9 protein-coding genes are annotated in these 14,668 nt (G+C 39.3%); 3 read left to right on the top strand and 6 right to left on the bottom strand.

From position 1 onward, the window contains the following. Window positions 1-44: 44 nt before the first annotated feature. The 4 genes from GQR87_RS02445 to GQR87_RS02430 all read right to left on the bottom strand — a co-directional run bounded on the left by GQR87_RS02445 (window position 45) and on the right by GQR87_RS02430 (window position 5,387). Window positions 45-1,127, bottom strand: coding sequence for an OprO/OprP family phosphate-selective porin (locus tag GQR87_RS02445; RefSeq protein WP_158966204.1), 1,083 nt, complete (start codon window positions 1,125-1,127; stop codon window positions 45-47). Beyond that, complete coding sequence (locus GQR87_RS02440) at window positions 1,128-1,739, bottom strand: DUF4956 domain-containing protein (RefSeq protein ID WP_158966202.1); 612 nt, start codon at window positions 1,737-1,739, stop codon at window positions 1,128-1,130. Between the two features lies 1 nt (window position 1,740). After that, window positions 1,741-2,691 (bottom strand): polyphosphate polymerase domain-containing protein, encoded by a 951-nt coding sequence (locus tag GQR87_RS02435; protein ID WP_158966200.1) that lies wholly within the window; start codon window positions 2,689-2,691, stop codon window positions 1,741-1,743. 107 nt (window positions 2,692-2,798) lie between these two features. Further along, the gene (locus GQR87_RS02430) at window positions 2,799-5,387 is read right to left on the bottom strand and encodes a CotH kinase family protein (RefSeq protein WP_158966198.1); all 2,589 of its coding nucleotides are present in this window, start codon (window positions 5,385-5,387) and stop codon (window positions 2,799-2,801) included. 323 nt (window positions 5,388-5,710) lie between these two features. Here GQR87_RS02430 and GQR87_RS02425 point away from each other — a divergent pair, with 323 nt between their 5' ends. Both GQR87_RS02425 and GQR87_RS02420 read left to right on the top strand, forming a co-directional pair. After that, complete coding sequence (locus tag GQR87_RS02425; RefSeq protein ID WP_158972859.1) at window positions 5,711-7,843, top strand: M3 family metallopeptidase; 2,133 nt, start codon at window positions 5,711-5,713, stop codon at window positions 7,841-7,843. Between the two features lie 315 nt (window positions 7,844-8,158). Next, the gene (locus GQR87_RS02420; RefSeq protein WP_158966196.1) at window positions 8,159-10,360 is read left to right on the top strand and encodes a beta-galactosidase; all 2,202 of its coding nucleotides are present in this window, start codon (window positions 8,159-8,161) and stop codon (window positions 10,358-10,360) included. Window positions 10,361-10,555: 195 nt separating this feature from the next. Here the strand turns inward: GQR87_RS02420 and GQR87_RS02415 are convergent, their stop codons facing one another. Beyond that, window positions 10,556-12,979 (bottom strand): alpha-amylase family protein, encoded by a 2,424-nt coding sequence (locus GQR87_RS02415; protein ID WP_158966194.1) that lies wholly within the window; start codon window positions 12,977-12,979, stop codon window positions 10,556-10,558. Between the two features lie 325 nt (window positions 12,980-13,304). Between GQR87_RS02415 and GQR87_RS02410 the strand changes: the two genes are divergently transcribed. Further along, on the top strand, window positions 13,305-13,967 hold the full coding sequence (locus GQR87_RS02410) for a peptidylprolyl isomerase (protein ID WP_158966192.1): 663 nt from the start codon (window positions 13,305-13,307) through the stop codon (window positions 13,965-13,967). 155 nt (window positions 13,968-14,122) lie between these two features. Here the strand turns inward: GQR87_RS02410 and GQR87_RS02405 are convergent, their stop codons facing one another. Beyond that, window positions 14,123-14,659, bottom strand: coding sequence for a hypothetical protein (locus GQR87_RS02405; protein WP_158966190.1), 537 nt, complete (start codon window positions 14,657-14,659; stop codon window positions 14,123-14,125). Between the last annotated feature and the right edge of the window lie 9 nt (window positions 14,660-14,668).

The raw sequence follows: 14,668 nt of genomic DNA, 5'->3' as shown, positions 1-14,668 counted from the left end.
CACTAAAATTTTATACTCACTAAGCCCATATAATGGGCTTTTCCTTAAAAGCTATATTGAACTCGTAAAGAAAGAGCATCCCCCTTGCCTTGACTGATATTGTCGATAAAGTGTTCCGCTTGGGTGTAACCCATCATCAATTTTGTTTCTTTATTCAGATAATAATTTACGCCTAACGAAAATGTTTTGGCTGATTCATTTTCGTTTATTAAATCTAACTGGCTGTAACGGCTAGTAACTTCCCAATCATTATTACCTTTAACTTTACCTAAACTGCCCTCACTATATTTATGTTGCTGCCCAGAAAATAAATAACTAAATTGCAGGTAACCACCTTGATATTCATAGTTTTCTCCCGTCGTAGACAATACATCTGCTTGTTGCCATTCGGCCGTGGTTAATAAGCCTTTATAGCGCCAAGCGAGTTCAGCACCGAGTAATGAGTTTTGCTCTGCGTTAAATCGTTCTCCCTCAAATAAAGAGTCTGCGCTATTTACTTCAAAAGATTGATTAATTCTGAATTCTTCACCATGCAAGCTTCGTTCACTTATGCCTAAACCTAAATGTACTAAATTATGTTTGTCATTTAGTGGTGCCCAAGCCAATCGGCCGGTGACAGCATTAGTTTTTTCTGAATTATCTTCTTGAAAGTAACCTACCTGCCAATTAAGCGATGATTGTTCTCCAGAAATCATCAAGCCAGTGTTGCGACCCGGTGCCAGTGAGTCGCTCACCATACTGCGTTCAGTCATTGATAAGTTTCTGGAGCCTGATTGAGTTTCCAGACCAAAAGGCTCTTTAAACTGACCCACAGTGACATCTAACCATTGCCAACCTTGGTATTGTAAATAGGCATCTTTAACTTCAACACCGTCGCTTATGTCTAGTTGAAATTTACTTTTCCAATTGTCGCTCCATTGGGTTTTAAAACTGAATCTGGCACGACGGATTTCAGATTCACTCTGGCTTTCGTCGCCGCCTTCAGTAAAGGCAGCGTCGAAAATATTATGGTCTAACATTATGTAACCACTGACTTTATATTCTGGATAGTCCTCAGCATACACAGCTAAATGTGGCACTGCACACATACCCGCCAGCAATAAGGAATACTTGTTAAGGGCTCGCATCTACAACACCTCTGAGCGTAAAGCAAAACCTTTCACTTCGTCGTTGTCGGGAAGATACCGAATACTGAGTTCTGCAGTGTCACGTAAAAAATCTATACGTAATACCGACACTGATAATACGTTTAATCCGGTGCGTTCACACAAGTCTTGGATGAGCTTGTCTCTGTGTTCTGGCTTGATATTTTCGATACGCTCATAAGTGACAAACTGAGTGTTATGAGAGCCAGCTAGTAGCTTTGTATCCACCATAAATGCGATGAAACACAAAACAGCATTAAGGATGATAATTTGTATAATTGGCATTGCACTCACTGCGGTAAGCAATGCAATACCCGTGACTAAAAATAGGTAGGTCATGCCTTTTATAGAAATAGTTTCGGTGCGATAACGCAGCATGGTAAACACTGCAAACAACCCGAATGCAAATTCCATGGACATGTCTACACCGTGTAATAAACGGGTAATAATAAATATACCTACGCCAAACAACACAAACGAGCTGGCCACCTCTGCGTCTTTATTAATACGGTAATAGCAGCCATAACACAGTACTAGTATTGAACCGATATTAATTAAAAAACGGATGATAAAATTGAGGTCTAGTTCAGTCATTTTAATGACTCCAAAGTTGAGAGGTTGGAACAACAAAATTAAATTGCTGAATACGTGATAATGTTTTTTTAAATTGATTAGATTTTATTGAATCACCATAAATTAGCGCACAGCCAATACAGTATTTACTGAAAGAAGTAGGGTGAAATCCATTGGCGGCTAACAACTGATAAGCGGGCGATTGTTTGGAACGTTTATTTTGCTTTAGCTCCGCTACAAAAAATCCCGGGAGTGCCATTTTTTCAGAGGTATCTGATCCCCCTTGTAGTCCATTAAACCATAAACCAAAATCTAAGGTTAATCGTTCGGCTCTTTCTTCACTGGCTAAAGCAATACGGCTATAACCACCTTGCTGGCTAATAATTAAGTCTTCAAACTTGCGGTTCATCTGTTGATGAATAAATTGTGAACACAATTTTCTCTGTGCTTTATTTTCTTGTTCTGGTTGGCCCATTAACTTAATTCTAGTTTTAATGGTTCTGTTTTGGTTATTCTTAAATTTCACTTCAAGATACTGAGTATTGGTATCTAGATAATTTCTATGACGCACTTTAAAACGGTTCAGTTTACCGTTGTGATGATCTTGGTAAAAACGCATTTCAGGTGTATCAAAATAGTAGTTGTGATATTTAAAAACCCGCTTATCGTTAATATTTAATACACTGTATTGAGACCGAATACCGGCTAACAATACCGGCAAAAAAGACATCGGCAGAATAAACTTACTGTCTACACGGCTCATTAAATTAGCGTTATTTAAGTCATCTAACCCGTGACTATCAAAATCGTTTAGTAACGACTCTAATTCGTCATTTTCAGTAATATCCTTAAGCTGAATGTCATTAATTTGTTCATCCTGATTATTCTCAAATATGCGATTAATTGATGCAACTATAGGAGTGCTATGCCTATGACTTATTTCTGAGATTATTGGACTACTGGAGCTTGCCATACTGGGATACCTTAGAGATTATTTACTAGATTGAGTTCGATAAACACCCTATAACCTGTGTCTATCGAACTAAGTAATACAACTATTTACGGTTGAACAATTGTGCCCTAATTACCACAAAATCCATTGCCTGTGCCAGCAGTAGGTAAGTATCCATTTAATTGTTGAACCATATTGTTAACGCGGTAGTTTACAAAATCGGTTAGTCCGTAAAAACCATAACTAGTTGAATTCAGATTCTGTTCAAAGGCCGCACTACCGTAGAAACCTGTAGGGTCATTCTCAACAGACGTACGAATTATTGCGGCAATTTCAGCCACTCGTGTAGCAAAAGTATTTTCCTCAAGCGAACCTTCAACTAACTGCCAAATATAATCGTGATACACATCCAAATTGTCTTGTTGCGCGAACACGCTATTGATCAAAGGACGATTAGCCATGGCTCCACTGGTAGGCTCATCTATATACAATTCACGAATATCTGACCGGCATCCCATACTAAAGGTGCCAAATGACTCATTGAAATCCCAAGGCAGCAAACTAAATACGCCATCTTGTTCATACAAATAATAGTTATGAGCCAGAGTACCTTGATAACTATCAAGATTAGATAATGCAGTACTTACCGCCATGTAACGTAGCAAACCATCTATATCTACGCTATCCGTCCAGCCTGCATTAATCTCTTCAACAAAGTTAATAAAGGCACCGTTGTCTGTAGTCTCTTCATTAGTTTTTAAGTTGATGTCACTGTAACTGGCAACATTGTCATTAATCCATACTAGGTCACTGCCGGTACCGTCCGGCTTATACATATCTCCATTACTGTTGGCGAAGTGTTTTTCGGCAAACTCGCCATCAACCGCTTCAACCATAAGATACAATCCGAACAGCTCTTCGTTTATATAAAGGTTTACAAAAGCATGTTGTGGTGCAGGCACGCCTAATTCAGTCATTAAGTCATAAGTCAGCACTTCTCGCATGTAGGACGGGTCGTTGAAAGAATTCTGCAAAGTGAATTTTTTCAGACCAAAAAACTTTTGTCCGTCAACGTATTCGTTAATATCAACTTTAAAGCTATAACGGTCACTACTTGAACGAGCTACACTGCTTAAACTCGAACCACCTTTAGTACGAATGGCGACACTGTCTAAGGTAATACCATTTAGGGTTATAGCAGTTTCGTGATACTCCTCTTCTAGTGGACTAGCTAGAATACTTTCCCAATTAGCGTCACTGATATCTACGTATAAATTGGTCACAACACTAGGGTCAAAGGCTGTGGCTAGCTCATTGCTCAAACCTAGAGTTGGGCTTAAAAATTGTTGGGTCCAGCTATATAACTCAGTTGATTCATTTTCGACATACGGGCTAATACCATAACTGTATCCAGCTGCAACATCACTGTCATCCCACTCGATATAATCTACGGTTTCATCATTGAGTAGCAAACTTAACTCATCGGTTTTACCTAGTTTAAAAGGCACATAATAGTCTGCGTTTTCATGGTCGATGGCATAAACAACCAAATACTCTCCTGGCGCTAAAGATATGTCTGGTAAATTTACTGGGTCAATATCGTCACTACTATCAATCACTTGATAATCGACTAACGCTATATTTTGGTTACCACTGTTATACAATTCAAACCAATCGTCACCACCATTTGCATCGCTAGCCATTATTTCATTAATTACTAATGGGCCATGGCTAACAGTTAAATTTGTTTCTTCAGGGGTAGGGCTCAAGGTTTTTGTTGCATCACTTCCGTCTGGAAAACGACCATAACTAAAACCAATTAAAGCCTGACCTTTGTTCCAGTCGATTTGATCAACTAAATCATCACCCTGATACAAACGTATCTCATCATCGCTACCTAGGTTAAACCCGACCGTTTCATATTCAGTTACTACATCTGTTGTGGCGTAAATACGATAAAATTCGCCAGGGTATAATGTAACGTCTGGCAGAGCTAATAAATCACTGCTTTGATCACTAATTGTGTAGTCTGATAAATTAACACTACTGCTTGAGGTGACAAATAATTCAATCCAGTCGTGACCATCTTCCTTATCTTTTGCTACCACTTCGTTTATACGTAAGGGGGCATTCTCGTTTACGATTAGATCTCTTTCGACTTCCTCTTCAGAGTCAATAACAGCAGCCTCATTTTCTTCACCAGGGGTAGGTGTTAAGGTTTCGGCGCTGCCTGCATCAACCGTTAACAAACCATAACTGTAACCCTCTGCTGCATCGCCATCAGCCCAGTCTAGTTTTGCGATTTGAATGCCATTTTCAAATAATGTCACTGCATCATCGGAGCCTAATTTAAAGGTTACGTAATAACCGTCTTCGGGAGGCGTACTTTCTTCGTCGATAGCTTGAATAACAATATACTCACCGGTATTTGCAGTAATTTGTGGTAAAGCTTGAGGCTCTCTATCGGCGTCATCATCGGTGAGAGTCAAAGTACTTAAGTCAACCGGCCCCTCGCGAACATACAGTTCTATCCAGTCATTGCCATCATCTGAAGCCTTAGCCACCACCTCACTAATAATCACACTTGATGTACTTGGAGTACTTTCTTCGGGAACTTCAACTACAGGAGTATCGGTGGCACTATCACTAGAGCCACAGCCAACTAACGAGCTGACTGCAATGGACAAATATAGATATACAAAAGGAAGTTGTTTCATATTTACACTTAAAATATTTATTAAACGAAGTGCAACTATAAAAACTAAATGTGCAAGCAATATGCAATAAATATGAAATAAAAGTGCAACAAGAACGTAACAAACATCAAGCAAAAGTACGGTTATACCAATCCACAGTAAAGAAGAGTAACTGTGAAATTATTAAATTGAAGTAAGACCAAGTCTGTTTTTGTTGCTTACAATTAAGTTCTCTTCAACCACTTAACAATATTGAAATGAATTGTTTAATCCTGCTATTGTTTGCTCAGGCCAACACCGCTTATCGTATTTTAGCCAATCAACATATTCCTAATGGAGAATTTATGCGTATTACCCTAGTTGCCGCTACTATTTTTTCGGCATTAGCAGTGTCCGGCTGTTCAAGTGATGAGTCAAAATTAAAGACCAATCCCCCAACTGAGAAGCAAGCTGCAATGAGTGACAACATTTTATTTAGTCAAAGTCCCTTACAATACCAAGCGCCACAATTTGATAAATTAAAAATTACGGATTATGAACCTGCTTTTACTCAAGGGATGCAAGATCACAGTACAGAAATCGAAGCTATAGCTAACAATCCTCAGTCCCCCAGTTTTGAAAATACCTTAGTGGCCATGGAAAAATCAGGAGCATTATTGGATCGCGTTTCTCGAGCATTTTTTAGTTTATCAAGCTTGATATCAGACGAAGAATATCAGCGTATTGAAGCAGATATGGCTCCCAAGTTATCTGCTCATAGCGATAATATTTATTTAAATGCTAAGCTATTTAGTCGTATTTCTACAATCCATCAGCAACTAGCGAATTTTAGTGCTGAAGATCAAAGGTTAATTAGTTATTACTACGATCAATTTGTCCGGGCGGGGGCTAGATTATCAGAGACAGAAAAAAACAAAATGCGGGATATCAATAGCCAGTTGTCTACCTTATCCACTGAATTTTCACAAAATATTCTCCAGTCATTTAAAAATGATGTGATCTTAGTCACTGACAAAAGTGAATTAGCAGGCTTGTCTGAGAGTGATATTGCTTCCCTTGCTGCAGCGGCTAAAGATGCAGATAAAACCGGTTATATGGTCACTTTAGTCAACACCACCCGCCAGCCCATTTTAAGCAAATTAGAAAACCGTGAATTGCGAGAAAAAATATGGAAAGCCTCGGCTAATCGAGCAAAAGATACGAACACGCCAATTCTAGCCAAGCTTGCTCAACTGAGAGCCGACAAAGCATCACTTTTAGGCTTTAAAAATTGGGCTAGTTATATCGCTTCTGATCAAATGGCCTTAACACCTGACGCGATCTACACCATGCTTGATGATCTAGCACCAAAAGCACTACTTAAAGCCAAAGATGAAGCAGCTGATATTCAAGCTCAAATCAAAGCCCAAGGTCATGCCTTTACTATGCAACCTTGGGATTGGGCGTTTTATGGTGAACAAGTGCGCCAAGCCAAATATGATTTAGATGAAGACCAAATCAAACCTTACTTTGAATACCATACAGTTTTAAAAGATGGCTTATTCTTTGCCATGGAAAAGCTCTACGGCATCACCTTTAAAACTCGTAAAGATTTACCGGTTTACCATCCTGATGTATCCACTTATGAAGTGTTCAATGAAGATGGCAGCTCAATCGGGCTATTCTACCTAGACCCTTATGCTAGAGAAGGCAAAAGAGGCGGGGCTTGGATGAGTTCATATATTACTCAAAACCATCTACAAAATAATAAACCTGTGATTTACAACGCGCTGAATATTCCTAAGCCCGCTACAGGTCAGCCAACCTTAATGACCTTTGACGAAGTCACCACTTTGTTCCATGAATTTGGTCATGCTGCTCATGGTTTGTTCTCTGATGTAAAATATCCAAGTTTAGCCGGTACGGCTACTGCCCGAGACTTCGTTGAATTTCCTTCACAGTTTAACGAAGATTGGGCCATAGAACCGAGTGTGATTGCTAACTACGCTAAACATTATCAAACAGGCGAACCTATTCCTAAAACGTTATTAACTAAAACCCTTAACGCCCTGAAATTTAATCAAGGTTTTGACACCACTGAATATCTGGCATCAGCACTACTAGATATGGAATGGCACTCAATATCTCCTGATACTGAAATAAAAGATGCTGGCGAGTTTGAAACAAATGCCTTAGCTAAACACGGCCTTGACTACGCCGCTGTGCCACCTCGCTATAAGTCAGCCTATTTTAGTCATGTATTTGCTGGAGGGTATTCAGCCAGTTATTACGCTTATATATGGACAGAAGTGTACGCTGCAGATGCATTTGCTTATGTACAAGAAAATGGCGGCTTAACTCGTAAAAATGGCGAAGCTTACAGAAAAACAGTCTTATCGATGGGTAACAGCCAAGACTTGATGACCAGTTATATCAATTTTCGTGGCCAACAACCTATAGTAGAGCCGCTATTAAAACGCCGCGGACTGCTTGATTAAAAACAACTAGGTTCGAGCTACGAGTCACTAGCGAAAAGAACAAATAACAGCAAGTGCAAGATTATTGTTGACCTCAAAGCCCGTTATTCCTGCTAACTACATGCAGGAATAACGGTAATTAAAGCATAACTAAAGGTGTAACTTTTTATCTCTTACTAATATCTATTCACTACCTCCTATCTACTGCTGTTACTGCTTTTACCTCCCTTATTAACTCTAATTTCAAATCTCACAACTAAATATTAACATTTAACACCGAGTTTAATTTATACCCCTTTAACTACTTAGTTTGTTGAATATTAAAAGGTTTAAATCATGAAGCTGAATATCCAATTTTTTGTAAGATGCTGCTTAACCTTCTTACTTGTTACTGTAAACACTTTTGCTACCGCTGCGGATAAAAATCACGTGGCAGATAGTTTAATCCTGTTTGATTTTGAGAAAGGTTTTGACCTAGACTCGGTCTATCCTAATGATGCAAATGTGAGTCTTATCAATCAGTATGGTTCACAACAACTACTTGTGGAAACGGGCATGAAATCTGGCGCTCCCGGTGTCACCATAAAACGTCCAAGTGGTAGTTGGAATTTAGGTTCTTATTATCACGTCAAAATGGATATCACTAATGCTGGTGAACATACCGCACGGATAATATTTAAAGTAGGCGATCCTGAAGATGGCATGGAAGCATGGCAAATGGAAATCCGCTTCGATCTAGAACCTGGACAAACCAAAACCGTTTCCGATGACATAATTACCACACCATGGCGCTTTACAAAGCCATTGAAGTTATTAGCTATGCGAGCCGCACCAGGCCAAGAAAAGTCTGATTTAAGCGCCATTGATCAGGTTAAAGTAACCATTAACTCCCCTAGCAACGAGCATAAGTTGTTAATTGATAATATTCGAGCAACCAATCCAGTACATTGGGTTGAGCCTGAAGGATTTCTACCCTTTATCGACCGCTTTGGCCAATACAAACATGCTCAGTGGCCAGGAAAAACACTTTCTGTGGATGATCTTCGTCAGCAAGCAATTGAAGAAGACCGTGAGTTATTAGCCAAACCCGGGCCTAGTGACTTTAACCAATACGGCGGCTGGAAAAACGGACCTCAACTGAAAGCGACAGGCTATTTTAGAGTTGAGAAACATAATGGAGCTTGGTGGTTTGTTGATCCACTAGGACGTTTATTTTGGTCTCATGGTGTGGGTGTTGTACACGCAGGAACGGCAGTAACAGGCACCACAGACAGAGAAAATTATTTCGAATGGTTACCAGAAAAAAGTGGTCCTTATGGTGAATTTTATGGAAAAGCAGGACGTGCGTCACACGGTTATTATAAAACTTTAGCAGAGCGAGAAACTTATAATTTTACCGCATCTAACCTATATCAAAAATATGGCGAAAACTGGAAACAAGAGTTTGATAGAGTGACCCACGCTAGGATCCGCAGTTGGGGCATGAACAGCCTAGGTGTAGCGTCAGATAAGCAACTTACCACGCAAAGCATTACCCCTTACACAGAAACAGTATGGGTTAGAGGCACCAAAAAAATTGAAGCATCGAAAGGATATTGGGGAAAGTTTCACGATGTGTTTGATCCAAGTTTTCGTCGCCAATTAAAAAAATCTCTTTCTAATCGCCAACACACTGTTGATGATCCTTGGCTATTAGGCTTTTTTATTGAGAATGAACTTTCCTGGGGGGCAGAAGGCTCTCTGGCCATAGCCACTCTGGCTAGTCCAGCGGATCAGCCGGCTAAAAAAGAATTTTTAAAAGATTTAAAAAGCAAATATAAAACAATCGATAAACTCAATAGTGTATGGGGCACAACTCATAAGTCTTGGAATGCCTTACTTGAAACAACTGGCACCCCCAGCGAAGCTAGAGCATGGGATGATATACAAGCATTTTATAAAAAAATAGTTATCACCTACTTCTCTACCGTTCGTAGCGAAATGAAAAAAGTGGCACCTAATGCCTTGTACCTAGGGTGTCGTCTAGCTTGGGCGAATAGTGATATAGTGATCCGCACCGCTGGCAAATACACGGACGTTATAAGTATGAATAAGTATCAATATAACGTCACTAATGTTGGCTTACCTGAAGGCGTAGATAAGCCTATTCTAATTGGTGAATTCCACTTTGGCTCACTAGATCGCGGCGCTTTACATCTTGGTGTAGTAGAAGCCAAAAGCCAATCACATCGTGCGCAGCTTTATACAGAATATGTAAACAGCGCACTGTTAAACCCTTACATTATAGGAACACATTGGTTCCAATATGCAGAACAACCACCAACAGGCCGCGGCGATGGTGAAAACTACAATGTAGGTATAGTCGATTTAGCTGACAAGCCCTTTACTGAATTGGTAGAACACATTAGAGAAGCGGGTTACCGTATGTACAATTTCCGTAGTTCTGCCGCCCAGAACAACAAAATGGTGCAGCCTAAAAAACCCGTTAGTCCAGACATAATACAGGTAGATGCAGACGCCCATACCCGTTCAAATTAAAATTGAAAGCTGCACAAGCTGTGCAAGCAGCTTGTGCTCCAGTTCTTATAGGGAAGATAGAGCTAGACTAACTCTCTTCTGCTTTGGGCCATTCTTCTTTTGTGAGTATACCTTTAGCGATGATTTGTTCTCTTAATGCATGGATGTGTTGCTTAAGTTCATCACGAATAAGGCTTACAGCTTATCTAGCTAATTTTATTCGGCTGCTATATCAAGTAGTAATACCCCATTGCTTGCTAGTTCAAAGGTATTGGCTAATGCTTCACCGGTTAACATATTTGTCGCTAACGCTTTCTGGCCATTTTTCATACTTGTACTAAGTTGCGCTGTATTTTTACCAATGTTAATTATGGTCATTAAATATCGTCCGTTAGCTTGTTTAACAACTCGCCAAGTGCATCCTTTATGGTTTGAACCATTGCGCTCAGTTAGTAACACATCAGCTTGTTTTGGCCTAACAATATCAAGTACTTGTTGCTTTAAGCTAACAATGTCAACGTTTGCCATTGTTATCAACTTGCCCTTAGCGCTAATCAGTTGTTGCTGACGTGGTACCCCATATTCATTTTTAGATAGGCTAAGCGGGCTATCGATGACCACAGTTCCACCATTATTTAAGTAGCTTTGTAGTGCATTAAATTCAGCGTCAGTGACAAATTCTGTTTTATAAACAACCACCACATCCCATAAGTTATTATCCTGTTGATTAATAATTTTTTGGGTGGCATAACCTAAAGGGAAACCTTCGAAAAATAATGACTCGTAGAGCTCAAACTGTTCACTCATATGGTTATTTTTATTGATAGCTGATGTTTCAGAATGAAATAAGCGTACTGGGCGTTTTTGCTTACGCAGCGCCATAATTTCTTCTGAGTAGCTATTTAAATCCATCATCACTTGCGTCAGTTCATTGGCCACTTGTGGTTGCATACCCGTAGATGCCGCATAAGAGCCAGCCATTGCAGGGTCAAAAAACTTTAATTTTCCTTCAAGTCGATCTTCAGGTGAACCATCAGGATCTCGCGCCCAAAACCAGGTTAGTCCAGCATCCATGCCCATTAAAGTAGCTAACCAAAAACTGTTTCTGACATACGCGGGCGACAGGTCAAGGTCACGCCACCATGAGGTAGACAAAAAGTGTGTTTCAGAATTCACATGAATTTTATTGGGTGAAACTGATTCCATAAAATCATAAGAAACCGCCAGTTCTTCCCAAAAATAAGCGTAGTGCGCTTCCCATTCTTCTGGGGTTTTATGGCGTAAATCTCGACCTCTTGTTTTGGCATCGTCACCTATCATAGTGGTGAGTTCGGTTAATGCTTCTAAATCAATACCATGAGAGCGATAATTTTCGGTGAATAAATCAGGCATAATTTTTATATGGGTATCAGCTTCAGGATCCACCTCATGAATTTCATTTTGCAAAAAAGTAAACCATTCAAGACTTCGGGCCATGTTAAAGCGGCACCAGTCGTACCATATAGGTGTGCCTTGTAGCGCAGGAGCAATAGGAATTTCAATAGTCACCTCATTAAAGTTGCTAAATTGAGTGTGCCAATTTGTATTTAATGCTTTTATGTCACTTTGATATTGAATATTGAGCCAATCACGAAACTTGGCTTGGGTATAAGATGATATTGAAGTCATTTCATGAAAATTCTGAGTCCAGTGTCCTTTTTCAGAAAACCAATGGGGTTCGTTCGATAAAATATAACCCAGCTTTATGGTGTTTTTACCTTTGCTATGCTCGGTCACCTCTCGAATTATGTTGCCCCATGCGTCTTTCATCAAGGGGTTGTCGATATCAAAACCGGTAAATAGAGAACGCCCTTTTTCAACCTCTGGCTCTTGTGTTTTGATCCAATCAGGCAGGTTACTATTCCAAAATAACGCGAAACCAATACTGGTATCTGGATATGAACTTAACGCTTTTAATTGGTATTTGTTTATAGTCCCGTCTTGATTGATCAAATAAGGATTGATACTGGGCAGGTGATCAACATTACCTAAATGATCATTATAAAGGCGTGTGTCAGAAGTTGGATTGCCCATTGATTTAGAAAAGTAATCATATAAAAATACTGGCTTGCCATCACTATTAACAAACATGTCATCAGCTACATCAACATTATTCCAATCAACTTTGGCTACGGCTCTACGGTTAATTTCGCCCTTCATCACTTTCGTTAATGTGCTGATAGAATGATCGAGTATTTCAATAACCTTTTGTCTTTCAAAATCTGGTAAACCTGTTGCGTATTGCTCTTGTTTATCTTTAAAGGGCTGGTAGTTAGCAAAGAACTTTTGTGTTTCCGCTTTATTTGCTTCATCCCATTCTGCGTATTTTAAAAATTCATAAGCAAACCACACTGTGGTTTCTTCACGGGTAACATCTAACGATTTATTTTTTGCTTGCAACATCAAGCTTTCAAGCTTAGCCAGTTTGGCTACAGCCGTTTGCTCTAAAGGAGAATCAACAATAAAACCACGTTCACTAAGAGGAATGCTATTTGTCGATTCATTTTGCGGGCTAACCATTGAAGTTGTTTTTGATGTTGGAGCACACCCAGCCGCAAAAACAGCAAGCAAAGCCGTTGTAATTAAATTCTTAGCAAACATAAAATGTCTATCCTGTGTGGTAATAAGCTGACTTTTGAAATTAATTGACTATAGCAAGTATTTAATCAAACACATATAGGTATCACCTTTATATTAATGCGACCTAAAAACCTAAAAAAGGTTGAATAGATCAAAGAGGTGGCTGCCACAAGGAACAACCGAGTTGCCCCTACCTCAAACGACCAAGCATTGACATTCGCAATATCGGCTTGCTCATTTTACTGTAGAGCATATTTTATATGGCTTTTCCTGTGTAGATTTCAGCTTCCAACATCATTCTAAAGTCTTTAAACTGCTAATTTAGCTATCTTAATTAAGTAAAAAAATGAGCACTAACCTAAACAAACAAACCACTTATCTCTGTGTATTTTTATCGCTAATCATGATGACGGGTTGTGATTGGTTCACCGACAAAGCAATTACACAAGTCAATCAATTCATTCAAGATCAAAATATTGATAAAACCAAAGAAGAATGGAAAACCTCATTACCACAACCCATTGAGCTGACCTTCACCGAAGGCAAGCAGTATCTTTGGGAAATAACCACCAATAAAGGCATGATAACCATTCAATTGATGCCGGAAGTTGCTCCTATGCATACTTCTAGCACCATTTACCTCACAACCTTAGGATTCTATGACAACACTATTTTTCACCGTGTAATCAGTGGATTTATGGCACAAGGTGGTGATCCACTAGGCTCTGGAAGAGGCAACCCAGGTTATAAATATGCAGGCGAATTCAGTGACGAAGTCACACACACTGAAGCTGGATTACTAAGCATGGCCAACTCTGGACCTGGCACTGACGGTAGCCAATTTTTTCTTACCTTTGCCCCCACGCCATGGCTAGATGGTAAGCACACTATATTCGGTAAAGTCATTGAAGGGATGGAAGTATTAAAAATCCTTGAAAGCTTAGGCTCCAGAAGCGGAAAAACCAGCGAAGAAATAAAGCTAATAAGTGCTCAAATTTTAGTCCAGTAGATGGGATTAAATTTGCAAAAAGGAACGGGTTAATCCAAACAAATTAAACATACCGATTGATTAATCACAAGATACACGATCAATATAAAACAGTGCCAGAAAATAATATGGCACTGTTTTATATTTCAAATTAAAGCCTATAATTATCAGACTTATTACCCTGAGTGAGCAGTAACTAACTTACCATTTAAGTTATCAATCACGTCCTGTGCACTATAACTATCTTCATTGGGTTTAAGCCCTTTACCTAAGCGTATTTCTAAGATGCTATGCACTTCTTTTCGCTCATTACTCATACCAGCGTTAATATTCACTCCTACTTGAGTAGATGGACGACTATAAGTCTTACAAGTTAACAAGCCACAATGCCTTTCCACTTGACGTGTTTGCGATACACCAACAGAAGAAGCAGGTTGAAGCTTTTCTGACTCAACAAAGGTTTCTTTGCTGGTTACAACAAACCAATCATAACCTTGTTGCTGGGTTAATTGAGCAGAACGTAACAATGCATAGTCTGATGCATCCGCTACTGTTTTTGAGTAACTTTTAAACTGCACGCGATAGCGATCGTCAGTAATTTTTTGTTCACTATAACCTACCGAACCATTAGTGGCCGGTCTAAAATCAGGCTTACTTGCACAACCAGACAATAGTAATAATGCAATTGAAAAAATAATTGTAATAAGTTTCATAAATCACCT

The sequence above is a fragment of the Paraglaciecola sp. L3A3 genome, assembly GCF_009796765.1.
Taxonomy (GTDB): Bacteria; Pseudomonadota; Gammaproteobacteria; order Enterobacterales; family Alteromonadaceae; genus Paraglaciecola.
The sequence above is the reverse complement of the archived record's forward strand: the minus strand, read 5'-3'. Positions and strand labels throughout refer to the sequence as shown.